This window comes from Collinsella sp. LCP19S3_B7, assembly GCF_052121795.1.
Taxonomy (GTDB): Bacteria; Actinomycetota; Coriobacteriia; order Coriobacteriales; family Coriobacteriaceae; genus Collinsella.
In genome coordinates this window covers 1-26,128 of sequence record NZ_JBQKDO010000014.1, presented here as the reverse complement: position 1 = coordinate 26,128, position 26,128 = coordinate 1, and the positions used below count along the sequence as shown (strand labels likewise).

Annotated in this window: 23 protein-coding genes; 10 read left to right on the top strand and 13 right to left on the bottom strand. The window is 60.6% G+C overall.

Annotation, left to right across the window (positions count from 1 at the left end):
• Positions 1-6 precede the first annotated feature (6 nt).
• Complete coding sequence (locus tag ACTQW0_RS06815) at positions 7-777, top strand: Cof-type HAD-IIB family hydrolase (RefSeq protein WP_441567481.1); 771 nt, start codon at positions 7-9, stop codon at positions 775-777.
• A gap of 98 nt (positions 778-875) precedes the next feature.
• Here ACTQW0_RS06815 and ACTQW0_RS06810 read toward each other — a convergent pair whose 3' ends face one another.
• The 5 genes from ACTQW0_RS06810 to ACTQW0_RS06790 form a co-directional block, all read right to left on the bottom strand.
• Entirely contained in the window at positions 876-2,828 is a 1,953-nt protein-coding gene (locus ACTQW0_RS06810) for a heavy metal translocating P-type ATPase (protein WP_441567479.1), read from the bottom strand.
• Between the two features lie 100 nt (positions 2,829-2,928).
• Positions 2,929-3,147 (bottom strand): cation transporter, encoded by a 219-nt coding sequence (locus tag ACTQW0_RS06805; RefSeq protein WP_195363207.1) that lies wholly within the window; start codon positions 3,145-3,147, stop codon positions 2,929-2,931.
• A gap of 63 nt (positions 3,148-3,210) precedes the next feature.
• Entirely contained in the window at positions 3,211-3,579 is a 369-nt protein-coding gene (locus tag ACTQW0_RS06800; RefSeq protein WP_117794534.1) for an ArsR/SmtB family transcription factor, read from the bottom strand.
• Positions 3,580-3,990: 411 nt separating this feature from the next.
• The gene (locus tag ACTQW0_RS06795) at positions 3,991-5,181 is read right to left on the bottom strand and encodes a hypothetical protein (protein ID WP_147347836.1); all 1,191 of its coding nucleotides are present in this window, start codon (positions 5,179-5,181) and stop codon (positions 3,991-3,993) included.
• Between the two features lie 438 nt (positions 5,182-5,619).
• Positions 5,620-6,588: a 3'-5' exonuclease gene (locus ACTQW0_RS06790; RefSeq protein WP_441048241.1), complete on the bottom strand. Its 969-nt coding sequence runs from the start codon at positions 6,586-6,588 to the stop codon at positions 5,620-5,622.
• Positions 6,589-6,759: 171 nt separating this feature from the next.
• Between ACTQW0_RS06790 and ACTQW0_RS06785 the strand changes: the two genes are divergently transcribed.
• The gene (locus ACTQW0_RS06785) at positions 6,760-7,842 is read left to right on the top strand and encodes a putative manganese transporter (RefSeq protein ID WP_441567477.1); all 1,083 of its coding nucleotides are present in this window, start codon (positions 6,760-6,762) and stop codon (positions 7,840-7,842) included.
• A 132-nt stretch (positions 7,843-7,974) separates the two neighbouring features.
• Here ACTQW0_RS06785 and ACTQW0_RS06780 read toward each other — a convergent pair whose 3' ends face one another.
• Both ACTQW0_RS06780 and ACTQW0_RS06775 read right to left on the bottom strand, forming a co-directional pair.
• Complete coding sequence (locus ACTQW0_RS06780) at positions 7,975-8,457, bottom strand: YaiI/YqxD family protein (RefSeq protein ID WP_154515742.1); 483 nt, start codon at positions 8,455-8,457, stop codon at positions 7,975-7,977.
• A complete protein-coding gene (locus ACTQW0_RS06775; protein WP_441547739.1) occupies positions 8,458-9,060 on the bottom strand; it encodes an HdeD family acid-resistance protein in 603 nt (200 codons plus the stop codon). It lies immediately after the preceding gene.
• Between the two features lie 233 nt (positions 9,061-9,293).
• On the opposite strand from ACTQW0_RS06775, the gene ACTQW0_RS06770 reads away from it, so the two are divergent.
• The 3 genes from ACTQW0_RS06770 to ACTQW0_RS06760 all read left to right on the top strand — a co-directional run bounded on the left by ACTQW0_RS06770 (position 9,294) and on the right by ACTQW0_RS06760 (position 11,241).
• Positions 9,294-9,965, top strand: a complete 672-nt coding sequence (locus ACTQW0_RS06770) for a nitroreductase family protein (RefSeq protein WP_441567475.1) — start codon at positions 9,294-9,296, stop codon at positions 9,963-9,965.
• Positions 9,966-10,045: 80 nt separating this feature from the next.
• Positions 10,046-10,585, top strand: coding sequence for a histidine phosphatase family protein (locus ACTQW0_RS06765; protein WP_441567473.1), 540 nt, complete (start codon positions 10,046-10,048; stop codon positions 10,583-10,585).
• 20 nt (positions 10,586-10,605) lie between these two features.
• Positions 10,606-11,241 (top strand): histidine phosphatase family protein, encoded by a 636-nt coding sequence (locus tag ACTQW0_RS06760; protein ID WP_441048236.1) that lies wholly within the window; start codon positions 10,606-10,608, stop codon positions 11,239-11,241.
• A 132-nt stretch (positions 11,242-11,373) separates the two neighbouring features.
• Here ACTQW0_RS06760 and ACTQW0_RS06755 read toward each other — a convergent pair whose 3' ends face one another.
• Both ACTQW0_RS06755 and ACTQW0_RS06750 read right to left on the bottom strand, forming a co-directional pair.
• Positions 11,374-12,063 (bottom strand): DUF1015 family protein, encoded by a 690-nt coding sequence (locus ACTQW0_RS06755; protein ID WP_441567471.1) that lies wholly within the window; start codon positions 12,061-12,063, stop codon positions 11,374-11,376.
• A 39-nt stretch (positions 12,064-12,102) separates the two neighbouring features.
• On the bottom strand, positions 12,103-13,323 hold the full coding sequence (locus ACTQW0_RS06750; RefSeq protein ID WP_441567469.1) for a M20 family metallopeptidase: 1,221 nt from the start codon (positions 13,321-13,323) through the stop codon (positions 12,103-12,105).
• Between the two features lie 154 nt (positions 13,324-13,477).
• On the opposite strand from ACTQW0_RS06750, the gene ACTQW0_RS06745 reads away from it, so the two are divergent.
• Complete coding sequence (locus ACTQW0_RS06745) at positions 13,478-14,527, top strand: hypothetical protein (protein ID WP_441567467.1); 1,050 nt, start codon at positions 13,478-13,480, stop codon at positions 14,525-14,527.
• Positions 14,528-14,875: 348 nt separating this feature from the next.
• Here ACTQW0_RS06745 and ACTQW0_RS06740 read toward each other — a convergent pair whose 3' ends face one another.
• From ACTQW0_RS06740 to ACTQW0_RS06725, 4 genes are all read right to left on the bottom strand, one after another.
• Positions 14,876-16,039, bottom strand: coding sequence for a phosphoglycerate dehydrogenase (locus ACTQW0_RS06740; RefSeq protein WP_427796062.1), 1,164 nt, complete (start codon positions 16,037-16,039; stop codon positions 14,876-14,878).
• 69 nt (positions 16,040-16,108) lie between these two features.
• Positions 16,109-17,233 carry a 3-phosphoserine/phosphohydroxythreonine transaminase gene (serC, locus tag ACTQW0_RS06735; protein ID WP_441567465.1) on the bottom strand — a complete coding sequence of 375 codons (1,125 nt, stop codon included), beginning with the start codon at positions 17,231-17,233 and terminating at the stop codon, positions 16,109-16,111.
• Positions 17,234-17,361: 128 nt separating this feature from the next.
• Positions 17,362-17,712, bottom strand: coding sequence for a type II toxin-antitoxin system RelE/ParE family toxin (locus ACTQW0_RS06730; RefSeq protein WP_441567463.1), 351 nt, complete (start codon positions 17,710-17,712; stop codon positions 17,362-17,364).
• The gene (locus tag ACTQW0_RS06725) at positions 17,699-18,001 is read right to left on the bottom strand and encodes a type II toxin-antitoxin system Phd/YefM family antitoxin (protein WP_441565443.1); all 303 of its coding nucleotides are present in this window, start codon (positions 17,999-18,001) and stop codon (positions 17,699-17,701) included. The genes ACTQW0_RS06730 and ACTQW0_RS06725 overlap by 14 nt, the downstream gene beginning before the upstream one ends.
• A gap of 330 nt (positions 18,002-18,331) precedes the next feature.
• Here ACTQW0_RS06725 and ACTQW0_RS06720 point away from each other — a divergent pair, with 330 nt between their 5' ends.
• The 4 genes from ACTQW0_RS06720 to pglX are packed head-to-tail and all read left to right on the top strand — an operon-like array spanning position 18,332 to position 25,878.
• Positions 18,332-19,003 (top strand): DUF1819 family protein, encoded by a 672-nt coding sequence (locus ACTQW0_RS06720; protein WP_441567461.1) that lies wholly within the window; start codon positions 18,332-18,334, stop codon positions 19,001-19,003.
• A 2-nt stretch (positions 19,004-19,005) separates the two neighbouring features.
• Entirely contained in the window at positions 19,006-19,629 is a 624-nt protein-coding gene (locus tag ACTQW0_RS06715) for a DUF1788 domain-containing protein (RefSeq protein ID WP_441567459.1), read from the top strand.
• Positions 19,630-19,638: 9 nt separating this feature from the next.
• Complete coding sequence (gene brxC, locus ACTQW0_RS06710; protein WP_441567457.1) at positions 19,639-23,298, top strand: BREX system P-loop protein BrxC; 3,660 nt, start codon at positions 19,639-19,641, stop codon at positions 23,296-23,298.
• Between the two features lie 30 nt (positions 23,299-23,328).
• A complete protein-coding gene (gene pglX, locus ACTQW0_RS06705; RefSeq protein ID WP_441567455.1) occupies positions 23,329-25,878 on the top strand; it encodes a BREX-1 system adenine-specific DNA-methyltransferase PglX in 2,550 nt (849 codons plus the stop codon).
• Positions 25,879-26,128 lie beyond the last annotated feature (250 nt).

The window sequence follows — 26,128 nt, the reverse complement described above, 5'->3', positions numbered from 1 at the left end:
ACGAGGATGATCAAAGCCGCGTTTTTCGATATCGACGGCACGCTATTGAGCTTTAAGACGCACCGGATTCCGGCGTCGGCGCAGCAAGTGCTCGACAGCTTTCACGAGCAGGGGATTGCGTGCGTGATCGCCACGGGCCGTCCGACCTACCAGATGCCCGATTGGCTGTTCGATCTTGGTTGGGATGCGTATATTACGCTTTCGGGCCAGCACTGCTTTGATGCCGAGGGCATTTACCGCAGCTGCCCGATTGATCCGGACGACGTTGCGGTGATTGTGGACCAGGTGGCGCAGGGGCGCTATGACTCACTGTGCATGCAGGGCGAGAACTCGTTTGTGAACCGCCTGTCCGAGCGCGTGGTGACGGCCGGCAACAACGCGGGAATCGTCTACCACGAGGAGCCGTTTGAGCACGCTTTCGATGCGCCGGTTTACCAGTTTTGCGCCTTTGTGGATCCGGCCGACGAGCATATAGTGACCGATGCCGTGTCGCATTCGCTCACCACGCGCTGGTGCGACCTGTTCTGCGATATTATTCCGGCAGACGGCGGCAAGGACCTGGGCGTAGCGGCGACGCTTGAGCGCCTGGGTATCGACGCGAGCGAGGCGATCGCCTTTGGCGACGGCGAGAACGACCTGTCGATGTTTGCCTCCGTGGGTACGAGCGTGGCCATGGGCAACGCGCAAGACACGGTAAAGGCTGCGGCGAGCTACGTGACGACCGCCGTGGACGACGACGGAATTTACAACGCCGCAAAGCACTTTGGGCTGCTATAGCTGCGGCTCGGCACTTGGGGACGTTCCTTTTCTGCCGGCAGTTGGGGACGCCCCTTGCGCGTGGTGTGCCGCGTCGCCCGGCCGGAAAGCCACGTATGCTACAGGTTCTTGACACCCATCGCGCGCATGGCGTTCAGGATGGCGATGATCGCCACGCCTACGTCGCCGAACACGGCGAGCCACATGTTGGCAATGCCCAGTGCCGCAAGTACCAGAATCAGCATCTTAATACCCAGTGCAAAGATGATGTTCTGCCAAACAATCGTCATGGTCTTGCGAGCCACGCGGATTGCACGGGAAATGTTGGACGGCTTGTCGTCCATGAGTACAACGTCGGCGGCCTCAATCGCGGCGTCGGAGCCCATGGCGCCCATGGCAATGCCCACATCGGCACGGGTGAGCACGGGCGCATCGTTGATACCGTCGCCCACAAAGGCGAGCTTGCCCTTGCCCGATTCGGTCGCCAGCAATACCTCGACGCGCTCGACCTTGTCTCCTGGCAGAAGCTGCGCGTGGAACTCATCGACTCCCAGCTGATTGGCCACGGCGGCGGCCACTTCCTCGCGGTCTCCCGTGAGCATGACGGTGCGCTTGACGCCGGCGGCGTGCAGCTCGCGAATCGTTTGCTCGGCATCGGCTTTGACGGTGTCGGCAATTACGATGTGACCGGCATAGACGCCATCGACCAGCACATGGAGGATAGTGCCGACGACCTCACAGTCCGGTGTTTCAACGCCGGACGCGGCGAGCATCTTGGCGTTGCCGACGACGACGTGCTTGCCGTCGATGTTCGCCGTCACGCCGTGGCCCGCGTCGTTGGCGGATTCGCATACACGCTTGGGGTCGAGTTGGCCCTGGAAGGCGGCGCGCACCGACTGCGCGATGGGGTGGTCGGAGAACGACTCGGCGAGGGCTGCGACTTCAAGCAGCGATTGCTCGGTATAGCCGCCCTCGGGGTGCACCGCGACGACCGAGAACGTGCCGTTGGTGAGCGTGCCGGTTTTGTCGAAGACGACGGTATCCACATCGGCGAGCGCCTCGAGGTAGTTGGAGCCCTTGATGAGAACTCCCAGCTTGGACGCGCCGCCGATGCCGCCAAAGAAGCTCAGCGGCACGCTAATTACGAGTGCGCACGGGCAGCTGACGACGAGGAAGGTCAGGCCGCGCAGGATCCAATCGGACCAAGCACCGGTCACTAGGCCGCCGCCGAGCGCGAGCACCGCTGCCGCGCCGGTGACGGCGGGCGTGTAGACGCGGGCGAACCGTGTGATGAAGTTTTCGGTGCGTGCCTTCTTTTCGCTGGCATTCTCCACGAGCTCCAGGACGCGCGCGACGGTGGACTCGCCAAAGGGTTTGGTGGTGCGTACGCGGATAAGGCCCGTCATGTTGATGCAGCCGCTTATGATATCGTCGCCGGTCTTGGCGGTACGGGGGACTGACTCGCCGGTGAGGGCGGCGGTGTCGAGCTGTGTTACGCCCTCGACGATAACGCCGTCGATGGGCACGCGCTCGCCGGGCTTGATGACAATGACGGTGCCGACGGCGATGTCATCGGGAAAGACCTGCTCGAGCGTGCCGTCAGCCTGCTCAACGTTGGCGTAATCGGGCGCGATGTCCATCATGGCGCTGATCGATTTGCGGCTCTTGCCCACGGCATAGGCCTGGAACAGCTCGCCGACCTGGTAGAACAGCATAACGGCGGCGCCTTCGGCCATGTGCGGGTCGGTATCGGGGAAGAGCACCGTGGCAAACGCGCCGATGGTCGCGACGGCCATGAGAAAGCTCTCGTCGAACGCCTTGCCGCGGCGGATGTTGCTGAATGCCTTTTGGAGCACGTCGTAGCCGGCAATCAAAAACGGCACGAGGAACAGCACAAAGCTGGCGTAGATGTTGCCGGGCTCTCCAAATGCGATAGTGAGGGCGCCGAGCTCATCGAGGGCGTACACCACGACAAAAATACCCAGCGCTACCAGGATGCGGTTGCGTTTATGCTCGAGTGACTCTTTTTTCTTGCGCTTCTTCTTTTTCTTCTTGGGGTCGGCGGTTGCCATGACTCGTATCCTTCCATTTGAATGTATGAACACTCGCTCATGTAATTTCGCGAGCAAAGGCCGCGGCAAGCGCGGCCTTGCGTATCAGCGTATGCGCAGGCTAGAGAATGATCTCGCAGTCCGGCTCAGCGTCGGCGGTGAACTCCACGACGCGATCAAGGACCTCGTCGAACTCAGCGTCGTCGGCCTCAAGCGTCAGCTTCTGGGTCATAAAGTTGACCGAAACGGATTTGACGCCCTCGAGCTTGGCGAGTTCGTCCTGAAGCTTACGCGCGCAGTTGGCGCAGTCGATCTCGTCGAGCTTGAACTGCTTTTTCATGATGGGTTCCTTTCCCTGTATTTGCGGCTTGGGTGCAGACCGCGCTGGTACCGTGGTTGGTCGCTATTCGCAGATGTGGCTCATGCCTTGGTTGAGCATGGTGTAGACATGATCGTCGGCGAGCGAGTAGAGGATATTGCGCCCGTCGCGCCGGAATTTAACCAGGTGCGACTGTTTGAGCGTGCGCAGCTGGTGCGACACCGCGGACTGCGAGGTCGCAGTCGCCTCGGCGATGTCTGCCACGCAGAGCTCGCGGCCCATGAGAGCGTAGAGGATCTTGATACGCGTGGTGTCGCTGAAAACCTTGAACAAGTCGGCAAGGTCGTACAGCAGCTCCTCGTCGGGAAGGTCCTCGGGCGAGCAAGTGGTGGGGATGTCGGGCACGATGGTGGTGTCGATGTCGGTCCTTATTTCATCGGCGTGTTCGCTCATTGCAATATCCTTTCATATGAACATGTGCTCATATAACTTACTTCCGAGTATATGAGCGCATGTTCATATGTCAATATAATTTGCGAAATTTTTTGCTGTCGATTGGCCCCAGAGGCGGCTAAGGGCATTGGTTGGTGCTGATAAGGCCGCCGATGCCAACGTGGGTACCCTAGCGACGTGCAAAAACGGGAGTTTTCAGCATCGACGAGGGGTTATTTATTGCATGATACGGCGTCGTTTGCCGCCACAGGGCTTTACTGGAGTGCAAATGGCAATAGATATTCCTCAGCTGTTGCCTAACTTACATCGAAAACAGCGGCTTCGGTGCAAAATGGGGCAATTCGGCCGCCCTCGGATACTCGGCTCTGCTGAAAACTCCCGTTTTTGCACGTCGCCGGGGTACCCACCCTGTCAGTCCGCCTCTGTTCTGGCCCCGTACACCCTGCCTTCGGGTGTGGAGGTGCTTGTTTGGGCGAACTCCGGGCAATCCAGCTCGATGACTTGCATGTCGTCGATGGCCGGGACATTGTTGATCGTCGGGTCGTCCAGCGAGATGCCCTCGAGCACTGCGCGCTCGAGCTCAAGTGCATTACCCTGCGCTGCGTCTTGACGGAGGAGCTCCTCAATACGCTTCTTTTCCTCGATAAATCTCCTGAGCACAAATTGTCGCAGCTCTTCTTGCTTGATTGCGAAATCTTTGGGCAGGCGCGATGGGCGAATGCCCTCCTTTCGCTGGATTGCCTCCATAACCCTGGCGAAGGCGCTGGCGTGCATAAAGGAATAGCGACTGACGGTAATGATTCCGTAGCCCATGGACGCCAGCGCGTTCTTGCGCTCTTCGTCAATGGCGCGGTCTTCTTCGGCATCGTGCTGAAATCCGTTGTATTCGATGTCGGTTCGGGACCGCTTGAGATATGCATCCATATAGAACTTTTCGCGCCGCGTGAGATTCTTTGCAGCAGCTGTGACCTTTACTTCGTAGTCGGTCTCGATCTCGCTAATGCCAAGACCGCCCTCGCGCCTGGGTAGCGTGAGCATCATGACAAACGCCGTTTCCATCGGCGATCGGCATCCGTCCCGCACGCATTGGATGGCTTTTCGGGCAAGTTCGAGGCCCTTGCAGTCGATGAGGGAGTTAAAGAAATGTTTAAGGCTCGAAGTCGAGGTGAGCGCGAAGCGCTCAGTATAGGATGTCGAGGCATCGTGCCCAAGGGAATAGGCTCCGCACAGTTCGAAGTAGTACTCCACAAGTTCTCGAAAGGGAAGATAGGTTGCGGCCTGAAGCGCACAGAGTTCGACGCCGACAATATAGATGTCGTCGGCAAGCTTGATAAAGCGCGAGCCCGCGAATCGCTTGGATGATACGTGGCACTTGCAGCCCGTCATGCTGCGCACGTTTGCGCGCTCGAACACCGTTGTATCGAGCGGGGCATCGTTATCCAGAGCGACGTTGTGCCTGGCGAGCCAGTCGGCGGCAGAGTCGAGCAGCTCCTTGCTGGGGCGCGCCCCGTAGATCTTGGCAGGGCTGCAGGGCTCGGTGCCAATTGCGGATACCGAGTATGCGGCTTGGTAGACCGCTTTTGCCGTGTTATGTGAAAGCACGATACTCATACAGATAGCATGGCAGACCAGGCGGCGGGGTTCGCAATGAACGCCAAGGTAAAATGTCGCGGCATAACAAAAGCTGTCCAAGCGCTTGACGCCAATGATGGAGAAAGATGCTATTTGGAGCATTGTCGCAGCTCGCTGACTACGCAGACCTCCACAACTGATGCTGGTCAGCATCGTTTTGATGCAAAGGCGGCGTCAACAAAAATGTGCAATTTGGCTTGAACATGCGCAGATGAAGTCCTTGGTTATGCGGCGGCTAGACATCGGGGGCTGGAGGGCCATGTTGTACGGCGCGAAAAACAGGTCGATATCCGCTTGGATATCGACCCGTATTGCGTCGCTTGAGAGGGGCGCCTCGGCGTGTCGCTTTTGCGCGGGGCGCTATGGTCCGGCAAGTATTGCTCGCGAATGGCGCCTCTGCTTGGCAATCTACTTGGCAAACAGGTTCTTGAGGTTGAACTCGGCCTGCACCGTCCGGAGCATGAGGTCGGTGTCGTCGAGGCCCAGGTGCTGCTCGTTGGCGTCGGGCGCGAGGGTGCCGCGACGGCGTGCCCAGTTCTCGAGCGCGGCGGGTGCGGATTCGCGGGGGAGCGAGCGCACGTCGGCGTCCAGGCTGCGGCAGATCTGGCGCGAGTCGATGACGATAATCTTGCCGGCTCGGCGCGCCTCGGCATAGCCGTCCAGATGGATCTTGAACCAGCTGTCCTCAAAGGCGGCGTTGTGCGCCATGTACGGGTATTTCTTCATGAGCTTGAGCAGCTGCTTTTGCAGCTCCTTGTTCTCGCGGAAGGGCGTTTTGCCGTCGATGTCGTCCCAGGTGATGTGGTGGATATTCGACAGCGGCACATCTTCGCCGCGGTAGATATCGGGCAGGCCGCAGTAGTGTGCCTCGGCGTCGTGCGGGACGGCGTCGCTGGTGAGCTCCATGATCTCCCAGCCCACGTTGATGATGTAGCCGCGCTCGGGTGCACGGCCGGTGGTCTCGATGTCGATGCCGAGCACCGTGCCCTGGATGGGCTTGCGGGCGTACGCCACGCCGAGCGCATCGCGGTCGCCGCGGATCTCGCGCATGACGGACGCGGCGGTGCGCTTTTGCATCTTGCCGATGGCGGCGCAGGTATCGGCGTCGGACAGGCCGCGCGAAAGCGTCGCGGGCGTCACGTTGCGCAGGCGCGCCTCGCCAATCTGGTCGCATAGGTCGCGGTTGCGGTCGGCCAGGTCGCGCACGGTGGCAAAGTCGAAGCCAGGGTCGCCCTCGGCGGTAAAGTACTCGGTCTCGAGCACCTTGAGGGCCTCTTCGCCTTTTTGACGCTCGGACTCCATGGCGGCGTGATCGCCATAGATGAACATGGGGATAAACGGCTGGCGCTCGTATTCGAGTGCTTGCGAAACGTTCATATACTGCTCCTTGGACGGGTCGCGTCGTGCGGCTCGGGGTCATTGAGATGTGGCGAGATGATAGTTTACCACAGGCAACTATTGGCATCACGCCTAGGACAACTACAATACCCTAGTTGACCGCTAGGACTTTTACAATGCTGCCGAAAGACACGAAAGGTTCCATCCGTCATGGATTTGCTGATTGATATTTTGCTCGACGCCGGCAAGGACACGCTCTCGCTGGTGCCGTTCTTGTTGGTGACATATCTGGCCCTCGAGACGCTGGAGCATGTGGCGGGCGATCGCGTCAACGGCGCCATCAAGCGTGCCGGTGCCGCTGGTCCCGTGGTTGGCTCGTTGCTGGGCATGGTGCCGCAGTGTGGCTTTTCGGCGATGGCGGCAACGCTGTACGCCGGTCGCGTCGTGACGTTGGGCACCCTGGTGGCGGTGTTTCTCTCGACCTCCGACGAGATGCTGCCACTGCTACTTGCCGAGCAGGTTCCCGTGCAGACTATGGCGATGCTTTTGGCTTCGAAGGCGCTGATCGCGCTGGTCACGGGCTTTATCGTGGATGCCGCCATTCGCGGCCTGCGTCGCAACGCCCGTGCTCATGCGGCGATCCGCCGTACCGTGTTGGGAACCGCTGCCAATCCGGCGCACGTTAACTGCGCGCATGACGATCACAGCGGCGGTGACATCATCGACGAGGTGGCCGAGGCGGGCGTGAGCGCCGACCACATCCATGAGCTGTGCGAGCGCGATCATTGCGGTTGTGATGAAGACGAGGCCGACCGCGACCACGGACATGGCCACGACCACGGACACGAGTGCGAGCACGAACACCACCACGGTCACTCCCACTCACACAAAGGCGCGCCCGTCCTGTCGATTATCCGCAGCGCGATTTCGCACACCGTACAGGTTTCGGTATTCATTTTCCTGGTGACGCTGGTCCTTGTCGCCGTGCTCGAGACCTTCGGCGAGTCCGCGATCGAGCAGTTCCTGCGCGGCAACGAGACGCTCGCTGTCCTGGGTTCGGCGCTTGTCGGCCTCATTCCCAACTGCTCGGCGAGCGTGGTCATTACGCAGCTGTATCTGGAAGGCGCACTGCAGCTGGCGCCGATGCTCGCCGGCACGCTCATTTCTGCCGGCGTGGGTTACCTGGTACTGTTCCGCACCAACCGCAGCGCCCGCGAAAACGCGGTGTTCCTGGTCATGATGTACGTCATCGGCGCCGGCTGGGGCCTTATCCTTTCCGCCTTTGGCCTCTAAGTAGATGTTTGAGGTATTCCGTAAAAACTGGGGCATGCCTCAAACATCTACCGCCATGACCGGCGTTGGATGCGCGCCAATCGCCAAAGCAAAAAGGTAGATTTTTAGGCATGTCCCAAAAATCTACCTTGGTTAGCGCAGCAGGTCGGTGAGGTTGCGCTTAAAGCGGGCGCGGTCCTCGCTGGTGAAGGCTGCCGGTCCACGGGTGCGACCGCCGGCGCGGCGCACCTTCTTTTCTTCGTGACGAATAAACAACTGCATATCGATGGTGGCTTTGTCGTACACGCGCCCGCGCACGCCGATGGCGGCGGCATCGCGACCGAGCACCATGCTCGCCAGGCCAATGTCCTGTGTCACGACCACATCGCCTGCCTGCAGACGCTCGATAATGGCAAAGTCGGCGCTATCGGCGCCTACGCTCACGTCGAGCGTTGTGACCCAAAAGCCACGCCGCGCGTGCTCGGCATCGCGCGGGTCGTCACGGCGAATGTGCCGCTCCAGGTTTTGCGTGCTGTTGCCGGCGACAACCACGGCAACACCCGCCCGTCGCGCGCAGTCGATCGACTCACGCGTGACCGGGCAGGCGTCGGCATCAATAAACAGCGTTCGCGGCATCTAGTGCACCAGCTTGCCAAAGCGGATAGCACGAATAACCAGCGTCACGCCAAACACCAGGAGCGCAGCGCCGGTAAAGATGACGAGCATCTTTGCCGACCACAGCGGATAGATGAACACGAACACGCCGGCGATGATGGAGAGCGCGCCGCTCAGGATGGCGAGGGCGCGGTTGGAAGAAAGCTCGGACTCCAGAATTGACATGATGCCCTCGACAATCCAGCCAAAGCCGGCCACGACCACCACAAGCGTGCTGAGCGTTGCGGTCGAAAGCGCCTGGTTGCGCAGGATCACCACGCCGCCCAAGATGATGAGCAGGTTGGCGAGGATGCTCGTGACGCGCCAGCCGGCGGGCAGCAGCGGCTCAAAAATGGCGGTGAACAGCCTGACGCCAGCCGTGATCACAAAGTAGAAGCCCAGTACGGTCGTCAAAAAGACGAGGGTCTTAGCGGGTGCAAACAGCAGCGCGATGCCGGCGATGAGCGCGATGACACCCGTGGCGGCGTAGATCCAGCGCACAGCTTTAATAGCCTTGCCTGCCATGCTTTTCTCGTCAAATCCAAACAGACTCGATTGCCGGTCGTCATTCTTAAAGATGCCCATGAGGCCTCCTTTCCGTGCGGCGTAAGCCGCGATCGTTACAACCAGTATCGCCTAAAGGCGCTGGCGTATGGGCCGGGGAGGGCGAAACGCAACTCAAAGGCCCCGATTTGTTTCCGTTGTTCCCCACGTCGCGATTTTCTATTCAACAGGTGTAGAACATTGCAGCTCTGTTCGTTATTGCCTGCGTTTTAGGTTAGATTTTCCTAAGAACAATTGGCTTTTTGGGGGTCCCTATGAACGAAGCAGTTCCCGTGGTGCCGTCGAGCGCCGAGTCGATGGCAAAGCAGGGTTGCGAAAAGCTTGGCTTGGATGCGTTTGATGCGCTGGTCCGTCGCGCCCGCACATGCCGCCGTTTTGACGAGTCCATGCGCGTGCCGCGCGAGTTTTTGCTCGAGCTGGCAGAGCTGGCGCACCTGGTCCCCTGTGGCGCCAATGCTCAGCGCTTGCGTTTTCATGTGGTGAGCGGTGCCGAGGACTGCGCTCGCGTGTTTGACGAGCTTGCATGGGCCGGGGCGCTCAAGGACTGGCCGGGTCCTGTCGAGGGCGAGCGTCCGACCGGCTACATTGCAATTCTTGCCGAGCGCACCGTTCCCGGCAAACCCGCCGCGCCTATCACCGAGGTCGACACGGGCATCGCGGCTCAGACGATGATGCTCGCCGCGCGCAGCGCAACGCCCGAGGTGGCGGCTTGCATGTTCAAGGCCTTTACGCCCCGCGCGATCGATGCGATGGGGCTCGACGGCGACAAGTACGAGCTCAAGCTGATCATGGCTTTTGGCGTGCCGGCCGAGACCCAGGTTATCGACGCGATCGATTCCAACCCCGACGGTTCAATTAATTACTGGCGCGACGAGGCGCAGGTGCATCACGTGCCCAAGCGTCCGCTTGCCGACGTGCTGGTGTAGTTGCGTCGTTGCGGCGCGATCCGGCGGCAAACCACCACAAAGGTGCCTGTCCCCTTTGTGGTGGTGCGAGGGGAGGGCGTGTGTCCGATCTGTATTTGGTTCGGCATGGGCAGACCGAGCTTAACGTGCAGAACATTTTGCAGGGCTGGCAAGACTCGCCGCTCACGGAGCGCGGGCGCGAGCAGGCACTGGCGACGCGCGCGGCGTTTGAGGCGCGCGGCATCTCCTTTGACCACGCGTATTCGTCTCCGTTGGGTCGGGCGCGCCATACGGCCGAGCTGATCGTTGGCGAGGATCTTCCCATAGAGCCGGTCGATGATTTGCGCGAGTGGCGCCTGGGCACGCTGGAGGGTACATCAAATCGCGATATGCCGCCGCAGCCCTGGGGCGATTATCCGGTGGCCTTTGGTGGCGAGTCGGAAGGCGAGCTTCGGGCGCGCATGGTCGCGGCGCTGTCCCGTATTATGGCCCGACCGCTGCACGATCGTGTGCTTGCGGTCTCTCATGGCTCTGCCTGCCAGGAGTTTCTTAGATGCGTGACCGGCGGGGGAGAGCAGCCCGACAACGGTGCCGTGCTTCATTTTGGCTATTGCGACGGGGCGTTTTCGCTCCTTGATTGATAACGAACGAAAGGACCCCTATGAACAAAGATCTGTATCTGGTCCGTCATGGACAGACAATATTCAACCTTAAACGCATTATTCAGGGGTGGAGCGATTCGCCGCTCACGCAGTTGGGCTGCGAGCAGGCGGCGCGTGCCGGCATGTTCTTGCGTGCGCGTGGCGTTGAGCCCGATCACGCCTACACCTCGACGCTGCACCGCACCGAGCAGACTATCGCCAGCCTGTGGCCGGGCCTTGCCTACGAGCGTCTGGATGGCCTGCGCGAGTGGTTCTTTGGCGACTTTGAGGCCGAGCGCGTGATGCTGATGCCCGAGCGTCCGTGGCGTGACTTTTATCGTCAGTTTGGCGGTGAGGGCCAGATGCAGGTACGGGAGCGCATGGTGACGACGTTGACCGATCTTATGCGACGTCCGGACCATTCGTGCGTGCTCGCGGTGAGCCATGCCTCGGCCATCAAGGAGTTTTTGGACCACTCTAGGGGGGCGGCGGCCGACGAGCGCGAGCGCGTGCCGGGCAACTGTTCGGTACTGCACTTTGCGTTTGACGATGCAACCGATACGTTTGAACTGGTCGAAGTCTTTACGCAGGAGGATTACGCGCGTGAGCTGGGGCTAGAGCCGCTCGTGGCGGCAGCGGGCCCGCGGCGTGGGTAGCGCGGGCGCGGCGATGCGGGTCGCCGGCGTAATTGTTTGATGCGAAAGGGGCGGGGATGCATGCACGGGCATTGCATCTCCGCCCCTTGCTTGTTGAGCTGCCGAGTCTTTGTGCTGGGCGTTTAGGCCCCGTTAGAACCGTGCGATCTGGTGAGTGAGCAGACCCGTCGGAACCTGCGGCGCGCCGCCGCTGACCTGCGCGGCGGGGAACAGCACGGCCACGGTAAAGTTGAACGGCTCTTTGCCCGTGTAGGTGCCGGCTGCGCGGGCCTCATCGGCCAGCAACTGCGACGCCCCGGTCAGAGCGGCGGCGTAGGCGGGGTCATCGGCCGGCGCCGGCTCCGGTGCCTGATCGAGCATGGCTCGGATGGCGGCAACAGCGTCCTCGCGCTTGACTTCCCATACGCGATGCGTAATGCCGGCGGGGTCGGTGACGGCATAGAGCGACGCGCCCTCTTTGGCGGCGCCCAGGATGATATCCATGACGGGCGAGGCTTCGTAGGCGAGCGACACGGGGCGCGGCTGCACCTTGAGCTCGGCGATCGCGCGCGCGGCGGCGAGTGCGTCGACGCGCGCGGCGGCGGCCTCGTCGCTACCCGTCAGCACGCCGACCGGGCAAATTGCCACAACGCCCGTCACGCGCCCTGGCTCTCCGGAGCATTCGTACACGTAATACGCCGCACCCGGATCCTTGAGCATGAGCCCATCGGCAATCGCACCGCGCAGGGCTTCGTAGTTACTCAGAATGCTGTCCATCGCAGGCAGCGCCTCGAGCGCACGGTCCTGAGCCGGGCGGATGCAGGGAAACGGAAGAGCTTTCATGGACAGTCCTAACGCGCGAGTCGGTTTGTTCGCGGCTTATTATGCCCCAACTTGGCTATTCGCGCCCCAGAGCGTGTTGTCGGCGAGCGCGATCAGCACCCGCTGGCAGCGAACGATATCGGCATGGGGCACATGCTCGTTTGGCTTATGCGCGAGCGCGAGCGAGCCTGGGCCATAGCTCATACAGTTGCGGTTACCCGTCTTGCCGGCAATGACGGCAGTGTCGGTGTAGCCGGTAAAGAAGCCGACGGTCGTGTCCGCGCCAGTCACGTTATCGGCGGCACGCTTGAGCGCGGCTAGAAGGGGAGAGACCGGATCGCGCTCGATGGCGGGGCGGTCGCCTGTCACGGTATAGCTTCCATGGCAACCGGGGACTGCGGCTTCGGCGCCGGCGATGGCCTGCTCTACCATGCGCGTCGCGGCGGCCGTATCGGTCGGCGGCGTCAAGCGCATATCGACCCAGACCTTGGCGCGGTCGGGCACGACATAGGGGCGATAGCCGCCCTCGATCTGTCCAAACGTGATGGTCGAAGCCCCCAGCTCATCATGCACGGGCAGCGCCGCGAACGCATGGCGCAGCGCACAGACGGCCTCGGCCATGGCGGCGACGGCATCCGCTCCCTTCCAGGGCTGGCTCGCATGCGCCGTGACGCCGGTCATCTCGATCTCGAACCATGTGCGACCCTTGTGCGCCACCTGAATCTGTCCGTCGGTGGGCTCGGTGTCCAGCACCCATTCGCGCGAGCCGACCCAGCCGGCATCGATGGCCGCCTCGGAGCCGCGCATAAAGTCCTCTTCGTCGACCGAGCAAATAAGCGAGAAGCCACGGTGGGGCAGCTCGCCCTTCGCCGCCACGCGCTCGAGTGCGTGGACAAGCGCGGTAATGGCGCAAGCCAGGCCGCCCTTCATGTCGCAGGCTCCCCGGCCATAGAGTTTGTCGTTGCGCACGGTCGCCCCGAGTGGCGGTGTGTCCGCGTTCCAGCCATCTCCTAGGGTGACGGTATCCATATGGCAGATGTAGACGAGTCGCGCCTCGTCGCTCACACCCGGCACGGTGACAATAAGGTTGCGGCGCCCGGAGAGTACTTCGAGCTCTGCAATCTGCACGGCATCGAGCGCAGGACTATCAAGCTGCGCCAGCTGCTGTTCAATGAGCCTCTTAATGAAGTGTTCGATCTCGCCTTCGTAGGCGCCCGGGTCCGAGCTATCAATCTTCACGAGCTCCTGCGTAAGCCGCCAGGCAAAGTTCTCATCAACCATATGCAACCTCACAATCAGTTTGTTTCCAAAACCGATTGTAAGCCACCTGGAAAATTCGCGACGTGTGCGTAGCAGTATTAACCGTTCACAGGCCGAGCCATCGCGTTTGGCGTCCGGGCAGGCTCGCAAACGACGCAATGGGTACGTATCCTTCATGGACGACATGCTGTGCGACATATCTGCCTTTCGGTATCACCGGATACCTCCACAGGTCTTGGCAATAATGCCGGATCTGCCCGATTCTGTGGACGATCCGCGCAGGGAGCATCTTTGTGAGCACCCGCTCGTCAAGTATTTCCTGGGCACTCCGTTACACGTGTTGGCGCAGGGCCTCTGCGGGCGTAAGGGCGGCCGCATTGTCAGGCATGTTTGGAACGGGGAGAGGCCGTTTGGCTCCGTGCGGCAGACAGAGTTTGGCCTTGATGTCGCGTCCCCGCTCTTTACCCTGCTGACCCTGGCTTCCTCGGTCTCAAATGAGCGCCTGATCATGTGCATGTATGAGATGTGCGGCACCTTTGCCGTGTGCAAGATTGCGTCTCAGGTAAAGTCGGCGCTTGAGCAGGCATATGGGGGCCGGTGGGGTGACGCACGGTTGGGCTGGGAAAACGTAAAGGATGCCTCGGGGAATCCAACGGACCTGTGGAAACGACCGCCCTTGATTGAGCTCTCTGAACTAACCGAGTACGTCGATAAGATCCAGGGGCTCCGCGGTGCTAAATCGTTCACGCGTGCCGCGAAATGTATTACGGGGGTTGTGGCATCGCCGCTCGAGGTCCAGGCTTCGATGCTGTTTGGCCTTACGAGGTTGCGCGGCGGCGAAGGGCTGCGCCTTACCAATAACGTTGAGATTCGCATGACGCGCAGCGCCCGCCTGATTTCGGGGCTTGATAGGCGCTACGCCGATATCCTGCTGTCAAATAAGGACGGCAGCAGAGAGTGCCTGGTTGAATGTCAAGGTAAAGCCATTCACGGATCCATAGAATCCAAGATCTCGGACTCCGATCGAACGACGGCCCTTCAAGCGATGGGATATCCTGTCGTTCTGATGACCTATGGTCAGCTGGTCGACTCCGATGCCTTCCGCGTGGTGATGGAACTCATCATGTCCTATCTTGATGTGCCGTTGAAAGACAAGACGCCGCGGCAGCAGGAGCTCGAACGGCGGCTTCGTGAGGAGATTTTTATCGATTGGGCGGGAATGTAGCCGTGCGGGTGGAAAACGGTCGCGTGAGCTAGGGTTTGGTCACGAAAAGGCTTCAGTTGCTCTTTGAAATAGGCTTTAAAAACGCTACCCAGAACAAGTTATTTCGGAAAATGGACAGTCAACTTAAATTTGGCATATAGAGATCGATTTTTACCTACTAAAACCACTGATAAAGGTGTTTATCAAAGCAGGTGTGCTTAGTGATTTGGGTAGTACTGTCTATTATCCGAAAAAACTTATTCTGGGTAGCATTTTCAAAACCAGCCGGAGCAACGAAATCGGCCCCCGTTTCGCGAAAACGGGGGCCGAATGAGCTTCATTGCCTGTCTGGCAGGCTTGGCGCCGACGCTACTTGATCACGCGTACGCGATACATCGACGGAATCTGCTTGAGCGCCTCGATGGTGCTGCTATCTAGGTGCTCGTCCGTGTCGAACATGGTGTAGGCGTTCTCGCCGGCGGACTCGTTGGTCATACGCTGCACGTTGGCGTTGTCCTTGGCCAGGATTGCCGTGATCTGGCCGATCATGTTGGGCACGTTGGCATGCAGGCAGGCGATGCGGCTTGCGGCGCGCGCCTTGCCCATGCTGCAGGCGGGGTAGTTGACGCTGTGCGCGATGTTGCCGTTCTCCAGGTAATCCTTGAGCTCGCTGATGGCCATATCGGCGCAGTTGGCCTCGGCCTCGCCAGTGCCGGCGCCCGAGTGCGTGGTGATAAACGTATTGGGCATCTTGACGGTCTTGGGCGTGGCAAAGTCGCAGCTAAACCAGCTCAGCTTGCCCTCGCGCAGGGCGGCGTCAACGGCGTCCTCGTCAATGATGGTCTCGCGCGCGTAGTTGATGAGCACGGCGCCCGGGGCCAGCAGGTCGATCTGCTCGGTACTGATCATGCCGATGGTGTCGGCCTTGCTGGGCACGTGCACGGTGAGGTAGTCGCAGCCGCGGCAGAGGTCCTCGAGCGTGCCCACGCGCTGCACCTCGCGGCTCAGCACCCACGCGTGCTCGACGGAAATGAACGGATCGTAGCCGTAGACGTCCATGCCCAGGTCGACGCAGGCGTTGGCGACCTTGGAACCCACGTTGCCCAGACCGATGACGCCGATGCGCTTGCCCTTGAGCTCACGGCCCACAAAGGCCTTCTTGGCCTTCTCGGCATCGACCTGAATCTCGGGGTCGTCGGCGTTGTCGCGCACCCAGTTCATCGACTGCACCACGCCGCGGCTCGAAAGCACCAGCATGCCCAGGACGAGCTCCTTGACGGCGTTGCTGTTGGCACCGGGGGAGTTAAAGACGACGACGCCCTTCTTGGCGTACTCCTCGATGGGGATGTTGTTGACACCGGCGCCGCAGCGGGCGATGGCGCGGATGCCCTCGGGCAGCTCGTAGCCGTGCAGGTCGGTGGAGCGCATAAGGATGGCGTCGGCCTCCTCGGCGGTGCCCACAAACTCGTAGCCCTCGCCAAACTCGACCTTGCCGTCTTTGGTTATGTCGTCGATGGTTTTGATCTTGCGCATGAAAAACTCCTTAGCGGGTTTGTTTATAACAAGTGGTTTGAAGTGGCTGGTCGGCCCGCGGGTTGCGGGCTAGTTAGATCGCGGACTCAAACTATGCTGCACTTCGAAGTCCTTCATGTACGAGGCCAGTGCCTGCACATCTTCCATGGTTACGGCGTTGTAGACGCTGGCGCGCATGCCGCCCACCAGGCGATGGCCCTTGACGTTTTGAATCTGGTGCTCGGCCGCGCCTGCGACAAAGGCCGCGTCGAGATCGGCGTCGCCGGTGCGGAAGGTGACGTTGGCGATGGAGCGGCTGTCGGCCTGCGTGGTGCCATGGAACAGCTCGCTGTGCTCGAGCAGGTCATAGAGCAGGTTGGCCTTGGCCCAGTTGCGCTCGGCCATGGCGGCTAGTCCGCCGGCTTGCTCCACCCAGCGGAATACCTTGCCGCACACGTAGATGCCAAAGGTGTTGGGCGTGTTGAGCATGGAGCCCTTGGCGGCCTGGGTCTTAAGGTCCAGGTACTGCGGCGTCTGCGCAAAGGCGGGGCCATCTGCGATGAGGTCGTTGCGCACGATAACCACGGTCACGCCCGCGGCGCCGGCGTTTTTCTGTGCGCCGGCGTAAATGAGCCCGTAGCGCTCAACGTCGAGCGGCTGCGACAGAAAGCAGCTCGAGACATCGGCGACTAGCGGCACATCGCCGCAAGCGGGCAGCTCGTGGTACATGGTGCCAAAGATGGTGTTGTTCTGGCAGATGTAGACGTAGTCGAGACCGTCGCCCGCGGCCTCGGCGGAAATGCGCGCGTTGATATTGGCCATGTTGGGAATGCGGTCGAAATTGGTGTCCTCGGAGCTCGCGAGCAGCACGGCCTCGCCGTACTTGGCGGCCTCCTTGTACGCCTTGTTGGCGAAGTTGCCGGTCACGACGTAGCCGGCGCGGCCGCGGCGCATGAGGTTCATGGGGATGCCCGCAAACTGCAGCGTGGCGCCGCCCTGCAAAAACAGGACACGGTAGTTGTCGGGGATGCTCAGCAGGCGGCGCAGGGTTGCCTCGGCGTCGTCGATGATCTGCTGGTACATGCTAGATCGATGGCTCATCTCGAGCACGGACATGCCGCAACCGCGGTAGTCCATCATCTCGTCGGCGATCTCGGCGAGCACGCTTGTAGGCAGCGCGGCCGGGCCAGCTGAGAAGTTGTGCACACGTGCCATCTTCTAGTTCCCCTCGTAGTCGTTTGAACGTTCGGGATACTTTAGCACAGTGGAGCGCCCGGCGCGACCGCATCACGGTAAAACTCGACTGCGCCGCTATGATTTACAGGATGGTTACATGGGGGAGGCTACTTGAGTAGTTTGAATCTACTTAAAGGGTTCTTTCGATGGTCCTCGATTGCCAGGATGCTGATGTTTCGCTGCTCAACATCCACGTGGTAGTACACGCCGTAGTGCGCGCAAAAGAAGACCCTGCAGGCAATGGGCGGAAAGGCCGCCTGATAGTAGGGGTCATATTCTTCGCCAAAATAAGGATGCTCGGCTAGAAAGTCGATGAGGTTGCCGATTCTGGCGTAGACTCGCTTCGAGGGAATCTCGGCATAGGCATAGAGTGCCTCGTCAGTCATGACAACATCAAAAGGCTCATCAAGTTCGTCGAGCTCTGAGTAGAACTCGACGTCTGCGTTATCCAATTTCATGGCGAGCTGCCCTGATGCGATCTGCATCTGCCTTGGCCTGTTTCCACGGTCGCACACGACCGTTTACTAAGTCGTCGTAGCCACGCGTGATGGCTCGCTGAATGCGTTCTTCGCGCTCCTGAATGGCGTTTAGTGCGCGCGTCTGCTCGTCATAGGCCTCGGCATCCATGACGACAAGCGATGCCGACCCGTTTTTGGTTAGGTAGACGGGCTCTTTGGTTTGGTGGCAGCTATCTGCTATGGAACCAAAGTTGCGTTGCAGATCTGAAATAGGCTTTACGACAGGCATACGAAACTCCTTACATAGAATCATATGTATAACTCTATGTTGATTATAGCGGAGGATGGAGGGCTAGTGCGAGGGCGGCGCTGTGCCAGTTGCATTTGGCTCCATATTTACCTCAAGGCTTCAGAGGCTTTGTTGCGCAATAAAATTGACTTCGATCCGTTTGCCGCGCAGCCAAAGCGCCTCACCTCTCATTTGTTGCCGTCTGTGGGAGCGTGTCCCTCGTTTATCCTCTCTAGACCTCACGACCCCGTACTTAAACGGTATCATTGGAAGGCATGTTTGCATCGCCCCGATGCAAATAAAAAGGCCCGAACCCTTGGAGTGTGTCCTGTGGATAACACCGACAAAATATCGCTGGGAGGCGTGCTTACGCGCGAGCAGTTTTTGCTGCCCGAGATGCGTATCGTCGCCGCGTTGCGCCTGGAGGGCGTGAGCGACGACGAGATCATCGCGCGCGTTAAGCACGACAACCTGTTTCAGTATCCCACCGAGCGCATGCTGGCCGACCGCGCCCGCGTGTGCCTGCGCCGCTTTGATGCCGTAGCGCTCGACGAGGCGCAGTGTGCTGCCCGCGGTATCGACAAAGACACCGCCGATCAAGCGGTCACGCGCATTATGGATCTTGTCGCCAACGGCATGCCCGATCAGGCGGCCCAGGCCAACCTGTTTGCCATGATGTGCCGCTACACCATGGTTCGCGAGCTCATCCAGGTGGAGATTGGCGAGCGCATGGCCAGCTTCGACTACAACTTTACCGACGTTGACCTTAACGCGTTTGTCACCCGTTTTCAGGTTGAGCATGCCGAGGCTGTCAAATGGTCGGACGCCACGCTGGGCCGTATAAAAAGCACCCTGCGCCAGATTCTGCGCAGCGCCGGTTTTAAGGCATCGCAGCGAACCGATACGCTCCAGCCCCTGCTGCTCGACCCCGACGTGGAACAGGCCATCCGCGACCTGGGCGATATGGATGCCCTGGCCGCACTCACCGGGCAGGTGATGTAGACATGGCAATAAACCAGCCGCACATTCGCCCGCGCAACCGCGCCGAGCGCATACATGAGGACTTTGACCATCGCCGCGAGGCGCTGCGCGAGCGCCTGCAAGACCAGGATTTCTTGGCCAACAAGGGCATCGGTAACGAGATCGGCTTCTATACGTTTTGCTACGACCCCTCGCTGGAGTTTGAGTGCCGCGCCTATGTGGACGAACTCATGGCAGATGCCCAGGCCGGCAAGCTGCCGTGCAATCTGGAGGTCTTTAACCTGTACGACGTGATGCTCGATATCTGCGAGCAGCGCCGTATTTTGCGTGCGATTCCCCGGCGTGAGGCAAAGGTCGGCTCGGAGGCCCAGATCAAAGAGCTCCAGAAGCCCTGCAGCTCCAAGAGCTTTGCCCAGTACCTCTTGGAGCATACCCAGCCTCATCAGCCCGGCGACGTGATCTTGCTCACGGGCGTGGGCGAGGTCTTTCCGCTGCTGCGCGTGCACAACCTGCTCAACGACATGCTTGCCGATTTTGGCACCGTGCCTGTCGTCGTCATGTATCCCGGCAGCTTTGACGGCCGCCAGCTCAAGTTGTTCAACAAAGAGAACGCCAGCAACTACTACCGCGCGTTCGATATTTCTTAGGAGCGACAGATGATTATCCAAAACCTGTTTTCCAAGGACATCAACCGTTCCATCAACGGCGTCGTCAAGGTGCAAGACGCCAGCGACGAATCGGTGCGCCAGGAGCTCGACGAGTACGTGGTGACGCGCGAGCTGCAGGGTCATTTTGCGCACTTCTTCGAGGCGTACGATAAGGCGCTCGACGTTCCCACCGACAACATGGGCGTGTGGATCAGCGGCTTCTTTGGCTCCGGTAAATCGCACTTCCTCAAGATGCTTTCGTATCTGCTGCAAAACGATGAGATTGCCGGCAAGCGCGCCGTCGACTACTTTGATGGCAAGATTTCCGACCCCATCGTGGCCGCTCGGGTTCGTCGTTGCTGCGAGGTTCCCACCGAGGCGATCCTGTTTAACATCGACAGCAAGGGCGGCCAGTGGAAAGAGGGCGACACCTCGCGCACGGCCCTGCTGCGTGCTTTTGAGCGCGTGTTCTTTGAGCACTTGGGCTTTTTTGGCGAGGACCTAAAGCTCGCACGCCTAGAGCAGCATATCGACAGCAAGGGCAAGACGCAGGAGTTCCGCGCTGCCTACGAGAGCATTGACCACGGCAACTGGCTCGAGGACCGCGAGAGCTATAGCTACTTTGAGGACGACATTGTCGAGGCCCTGCAAGAGGTCCTGGGCATGAGCGAGCAGGCTGCGCGCCACTGGTTCGACGGTACCGAGGACGATGCCATCGCTGCTGACACCTTTGCCAAGATGGTTAAGCAGTATGCCGATAAGCGCGCCGAGGAGTGCGGCGGCGAGTTCCGCCTGCTGTTTATGGCCGACGAGGTGGGTCAGTTTATTGGCTCCGATGCCGACATGAGCACCAGCCTTATGCTGTCGCTGCAGACGCTCGTCGAGGAGCTGGGCAGCCGTTGCGGTGGTCGCGTGTGGGTCATGGTGACCAGCCAGGAGGCCATCGACGAGGTGGCCATGATCGTGGGCGACGACTTCTCCAAGATTCAGGGCCGCTTTAACACGCGCCTTTCGCTCTCCAGCTCCAGCGTGGACGAAGTTATCCAGCGCCGCGTGCTGCAAAAGAACGATGCCGCCTCGGCAAAGCTCCAGCAGGACTACGAGACCCAGAGCACCGTGCTCAAAAACGTGTTTTCCTTTGACGGTTCGCGCAGCGACCTGATCGGCTACGCCAGCCGCAGCGACTTTACGGCCAGCTACCCGTTTGTGGGCTACCAGTTTAAGGTGTTGCCCGACGTTATGACCGAGGTACGCAAGCACGGCGTTAAAGCCAAGCACATGTCCACGGGCGAGCGCTCCATGCTCTCGGCCTTCCAGGAATCGGCCCAGGCCATTCAGGACCAAGAGGTTGGCGCGTTGGTGCCGTTCTGGCGCTTTTTCGATACCATCGCCAAGGATCTGGAGCACGGCGTGATCCAGGTGGTCACGCGCGCCGAGCGTGCGGCCGAGGACGGCCATGGCCTTAAGGCCCAGGACGTTAAGGTCCTAAAGCTTCTGTACCTGATCCGCTATATCGACTACATCAAGTCCAACGTCGAGAACATCTCCATCCTAATGGTCGATGGCGTGGACGTGGACAAGGCTGCTCTTAAGGACCGCGTTAAGGAGTCGCTCGACCGCCTGGTGCGCGAGAACTACGTGGCACGTCAGGGCGATGCGTACAACTTCCTCACCGACGAGGAGCAGGATATCTCGCGCGCCATTAGCGAGACGCCGGTAGATGCTGCCCTGATTATCGAGGGCATTAAAAAGTCGCTCTTTAGCGGTATCTATACTGCTACCAAGCTGCGCGTGGGCGCCAACGACTTTCCCTTCGACCGCTATGTAGACGACTCGGTCTATGGTGTGGCCCAGGGCGGCATGAAGCTCAACGTCGTTACGGTGGCAGATGACCTCTCGCGTGCCGACGATGCCGAGCTCGCCGTCAAGTCGGCCAATATCGCGCTGGTGGTGCTGGCGGACGACATCGACTACTTCGACGATCTGCAGAATGTGGCTAAGATCCGCAAGTATCGCAAGACCATCAATACCGAGGCCTTGGCTCCTTCGACTCAGCAGATTATCCAGGCAAAGATGAAAGAGGCTACTTTCGTTGAGCGCGAGGCAGCCAAACTGCTGGAGGAGGCCGTGCTGCATGCCCGTGTGGCTGTGAATGGTTCCATGGTCAATATTCGCGCCACCAAGCCCGCCGATGTGTTTGACCAGGCCCTGTCAAAGCTGACGGATGCCATCTTTACCAAGGCCGACTACATCGCCGAACCCGCCAAGACCGACGAGGACATTCGCGCCACGCTGCGCGGTGCCAACCAGATGGCGCTCGACGGCCAGAGCTCCCAGAACGCCCGCGCCGAGAAGGAGGTCGCGGACTTTTTGCATGCCCAGACGCGCCTGTCGCTGAATACGACCATGGGTGACCTGCAGCGTAAGTTCCAGGGTGCCCCCTATGGTTGGCGCGAAATCGACATTGCCAACGTGGTGGCACAGCTGGTGGTTTCGCAGCGTGCGATCATTACGGCTGCCGGCGCCAATGTTGCCCCCGCAGATTTGCGTATGGTTACCTTCCTGCGCAAGGATGCTGACAAGGCCCAGGTGCGCGAGCGCGTTAAGATGAGCGATGAGCTCATCAAGAAGGTCAACAGGGTGCTGCGCGAGACCTTCGATGCCAAGCGTGATATTTCCAACGAGGACGAGCTTACCGCCACGGTGGTCGAAACGCTTACGGGCTACAAGAACGAGTGCGTGGAGCTCACGAACAACAACTTTACGGGCTTGGCCCCAGCCTACCCGTACCCGGGCCTAAAGGTGCTGGAAGATGGCATTACGCTGACCACGCGCCTGCTGGACAACCAGAACGATGCCCAGGCGCTCTTCAATGCTTTCGTAAAGGCACAAGACGATTTGGACGATTGGAAAGAGGGCTACGACCAGGTCGTGTTCTTCTTTGAGAGCCAAAAGCCCGTCTTTGATAAGGCCGTTGCGTTTATGGGCCTTATGAAGGACGAGGGCTTCTACATGGACTCTAACGCCCAGGCGGTCGAGGCCAACAAGCGTATTGAGCAGATTCTTAAGAGTCCGCGTCCGTACCGCGAGATCTGCAAGCTCCATGACCTGATGGAGCCCGTCATGGCTGCCCATAAGCAGATGGTCGATGCCAAGCGCAAGGAGATGCTGGACGACATAACCGCACAGATGGCCCAGGTGCACGAATATGCCCAGAGCCAGGACGGCTATGCCAAGCTGGCCGAGCGCGCCATTGAGGACGCGGGCCGTATGGCTAAGTCGTTTGAGAGCCGCGTTCACGCTGCCACCAAGGCGAGCGAGCTTGCCGCGCTTAAGCAGCAGCTGATTGAGTATTGCGATCGCGCATGCGAGAACATCGATAAGGCTATCGATGAGGAGAAAGCCCGTCAGCAGCGCGAGAGCCGCCACAAGGAAGTTACGCCCAACGGTGAGATCGTTACCACGATCAAGGACAACGACAAGGACGCCCCGGCGATCGCAAAGCCTGAGCCCGCTCCTGCTCCCAAGAGGATTAAAAAGCTGCGCCTGGCCGAACTGGGCGAGCGCAAAAAGCTGCAGAGCGAAAGCGATATCGATGCCTACCTTGGTCAGCTACGCGCTCGTCTGCTTGCCGAGTTGCAGGGCAACGACGCCATCCGCCTGAGCTAACCAAGGACCACCGGGGAAGGGGAGACGGCCATGAACGATATCGCCATCAGGAACTACTGCATCTGGGCCCGCAACGAGCTCATCGCCGGCGTCGAGGCCCGCATGAGGCTCTACGGCGTGGCCGAGGGCGCCGAGCCCGCCGGCGCCGCGGCGGTGGGCGGGCGCGCCCTGTCCCCGGAGGAGACCGGGTGGCGCGACGCGCTGCTGCGCGCAGGGGCCGAGGAGGGCTTCGACCACCTGCGCGACCGCGCCGCCTACACCTGGTTCAACCGCATCGCCGCCGTGCGCTACATGGAGGTCCACGACTTCCTGCCCGGCCGCGTGCGCATGTTCACCCGCCCCGCGGCGGACGGCTCCTGGGAGCTGGGCAGCCAGGCCGCGGACGAGGCGCTTGACGTGGAGATCGAGGGGGCGGACCCCATGTGCATCGCCGAGCTCAAGCAGGCCGGCGAGGACGGGCCGCTGTTCCGCTACCTGTTCCTGGCCCAGTGCGCCGAGCTCTCCGGGTGCATGCCCGGCGTGTTCCAGCCCGTGGACGAGTGCATGGCGCTGCTCCTGCCGGCCAACCTCATGGACGCCGACGGCGTCATCGGCCGCATGGTGGGCGACATCGACGAGGCCGACTGGGAGGACGTCCAGATCCTGGGCTGGATGTACCAGTACTACAACTCCGAGGTCAAGGACGCCTTCTTCGCCTCCAAGGCCAAGGAGACGCCGGACACCATAGGCCCCGCCACCCAGCTGTTCACGCCCGACTGGATCGTGCGCTACATGGTGCAGAACTCGCTGGGGCGCCTGTGGATGCTCAACAACCCCGGAAGCCCGCTTCGCGACGAGATGGAGTACTACATCGAGCCCGACGAGACGCACGAGGACTTCATCAAGATCGGCGGCCCCGAGGACATCTCCCTGTGCGACCCGGCCTGCGGCTCGGGCCACATCCTGGTCTACGCCTTCGAGCTGCTGGCCAAGATGTACCTGGAGCGCGGCTACCGCGAGCGCGAGATCCCCGGGCTCGTCCTGTCGAAGAACCTGCACGGCATGGAGATCGACCCCCGCGCCGCCCAGATCGCGCGCCTGGCCCTGGCCATGTGCGCCCGCGGGCTGGACCGCCGCTTCTTCGGCCGCGGCGTGCAGGCCGACATCGCCGTGCTCGCCCCGGTGGCGCTGGGGGAGGGCGACGTGCCGCAGGGCAGCGCGCTCGAGAAGAGGAAGGACCTCCTCGACGCCCTGGCGCACCTGGACGAGGCGGGATCGCTGCTCGCCCCGGGCGAGGGCGACCTCGCCGCGATCCGCGAGGCGATAGAGCTCACCGGTTCCGACGGCCTGTTCGGCAGCAGCTCGAGGGAGAGGCTCCAGCGCGCCCTTTCCACCTGCGAGACCCTGGCCCGCCGCCACGACTGCGTGGTGGCCAACCCGCCCTACATGGGCAGCTCCAGCTTCGGCCCCTTCATGTCCAAGTGGGTCAAGAAGAGCTATCCCGACGTCAAGAGCGACCTGTGCACGTGCTTCATCGAGCGCGGCTTCAACCTGGCGAAGGACCGCGGCTACGCGGCCATGATCACCATGCAAAGCTGGATGTTCCTGGGCAGCTTCGAGAAGATGCGCTCCTCGCTCATCGAGGGCAAGTCGATCCTTTCCATGCTTCACCTGGGCCCCCGCGCTTTCGACGCCATCGGCGGCGAGGTCGTCAACGTCACGGCCGACGTCGTCTACAACGGTCAAGCGGCCCTCGAGGGCGCCTACATGCGTCTCGTCGACACTAACGGAAGCGAGGCCAAGTGCCAGAAGGCCCTCGAGGCGATCCAAAACCCCGACTGCGGCTGGTTCTACCGCCGCGACGCCGAGACCTTCAAGCAGATCCCCGGCACCCCCATAGCCTACTGGGCAAGCGACCATTTGATCCGGTCGTTTGTCGTGGGCAAGCGCCTCGACTCCATCGCGACTCCGAGACAGGGTCTTGCGACGAGCGATAATAATAGGTTCCTCCGTAAGTGGTGGGAAGTCGAGCCGGGACACACCGACAGGAGCTGTTCCGACAGGGACTCCGCAAAGAAGTCGGGCAGGCGGTGGTTCCCCATCATCAGAGGTGGATCTTATCGAAAATGGTGGGGAGAGTACGACGAGGTCGTTAACTGGTACGACGATGGGCGCGAGATGAAGGAAGCCATCCTGGCAAAGTACACATACCTTTCTAAGCCCGATTTTGTCATCAAGAACCAGAACGATTACTTTAAGCCGGCAGTTTCTTGGTCGAAGATTTCTTCTGGCCTCGCATCCTTTAGATTCGCGCCCCAAGGAATGCTTTTCGAGGTTGCCGGGGCATGCCTATTCGCGGAACCGGATGAGCTCCGCTATATCCAGGCTTTCTGCAACTGCTCTATCGCTGAAATCGATTTGGCATTCATGTCGCCAACTCTCAATTTTGAGGTGGGCCAAATCGGGCAGCTTCCAGTCATCCAAGATGAATGCGCTGAGCCGACTGTCTGCGCGCTCGTTGAAGCTGTGCGTGCGATTTCAAAAGATGACTATGACTCGTTTGAAACCTCCTGGGATTTCAAGCGCCACCCGCTTCTCTAGCCAAGTTTGAATACTCGGTCATGAGGACTGTGGGGTGCGTTTGTCCCTGTTTTTTCGATAATGTAGCCCAAGCCTTTCATCTCCGTATATACCGATCAGCGACCAATTTATTTCTTAAGCTCAGGATTGATAGCCATGTTGGAGAAGGGGAAGCTGAGCACCAGGAAGTGCATCCTCACGCGCTCTCCCCCGGCCAGCACGTCGACGTCGCCGAAGTCGGCCTGCGCCTCCCCCGGCGCCCAGACAAGCT

Excerpts from the sequence above, each read along its gene's own strand:
- ACTQW0_RS06815 (WP_441567481.1), top strand. The coding sequence starts at position 7 with ATGATCAAAGCCGCGTTTTTCGATATCGACGGCACGCTATTGAGCTTT.
- pglX (WP_441567455.1), top strand. The coding sequence starts at position 23,329 with ATGAACGATATCGCCATCAGGAACTACTGCATCTGGGCCCGCAACGAG.
- ACTQW0_RS06775 (WP_441547739.1), bottom strand. The coding sequence starts at position 9,060 with ATGGGCATCTTTAAGAATGACGACCGGCAATCGAGTCTGTTTGGATTT.
- ACTQW0_RS06780 (WP_154515742.1), bottom strand. The coding sequence starts at position 8,457 with ATGCCGCGAACGCTGTTTATTGATGCCGACGCCTGCCCGGTCACGCGT.
- ACTQW0_RS06745 (WP_441567467.1), top strand. The coding sequence starts at position 13,478 with ATGGACGACATGCTGTGCGACATATCTGCCTTTCGGTATCACCGGATA.
- ACTQW0_RS06810 (WP_441567479.1), bottom strand. The coding sequence starts at position 2,828 with ATGGCAACCGCCGACCCCAAGAAGAAAAAGAAGAAGCGCAAGAAAAAA.
- ACTQW0_RS06805 (WP_195363207.1), bottom strand. The coding sequence starts at position 3,147 with ATGAAAAAGCAGTTCAAGCTCGACGAGATCGACTGCGCCAACTGCGCG.
- serC (WP_441567465.1), bottom strand. The coding sequence starts at position 17,233 with ATGGCACGTGTGCACAACTTCTCAGCTGGCCCGGCCGCGCTGCCTACA.
- ACTQW0_RS06785 (WP_441567477.1), top strand. The coding sequence starts at position 6,760 with ATGGATTTGCTGATTGATATTTTGCTCGACGCCGGCAAGGACACGCTC.
- ACTQW0_RS06790 (WP_441048241.1), bottom strand. The coding sequence starts at position 6,588 with ATGAACGTTTCGCAAGCACTCGAATACGAGCGCCAGCCGTTTATCCCC.
- ACTQW0_RS06740 (WP_427796062.1), bottom strand. The coding sequence starts at position 16,039 with ATGCGCAAGATCAAAACCATCGACGACATAACCAAAGACGGCAAGGTC.
- ACTQW0_RS06760 (WP_441048236.1), top strand. The coding sequence starts at position 10,606 with ATGAACAAAGATCTGTATCTGGTCCGTCATGGACAGACAATATTCAAC.
- brxC (WP_441567457.1), top strand. The coding sequence starts at position 19,639 with ATGATTATCCAAAACCTGTTTTCCAAGGACATCAACCGTTCCATCAAC.
- ACTQW0_RS06715 (WP_441567459.1), top strand. The coding sequence starts at position 19,006 with ATGGCAATAAACCAGCCGCACATTCGCCCGCGCAACCGCGCCGAGCGC.
- ACTQW0_RS06750 (WP_441567469.1), bottom strand. The coding sequence starts at position 13,323 with ATGGTTGATGAGAACTTTGCCTGGCGGCTTACGCAGGAGCTCGTGAAG.
- ACTQW0_RS06800 (WP_117794534.1), bottom strand. The coding sequence starts at position 3,579 with ATGAGCGAACACGCCGATGAAATAAGGACCGACATCGACACCACCATC.
- ACTQW0_RS06730 (WP_441567463.1), bottom strand. The coding sequence starts at position 17,712 with ATGAAATTGGATAACGCAGACGTCGAGTTCTACTCAGAGCTCGACGAA.
- ACTQW0_RS06770 (WP_441567475.1), top strand. The coding sequence starts at position 9,294 with ATGAACGAAGCAGTTCCCGTGGTGCCGTCGAGCGCCGAGTCGATGGCA.
- ACTQW0_RS06725 (WP_441565443.1), bottom strand. The coding sequence starts at position 18,001 with ATGCCTGTCGTAAAGCCTATTTCAGATCTGCAACGCAACTTTGGTTCC.
- ACTQW0_RS06755 (WP_441567471.1), bottom strand. The coding sequence starts at position 12,063 with ATGAAAGCTCTTCCGTTTCCCTGCATCCGCCCGGCTCAGGACCGTGCG.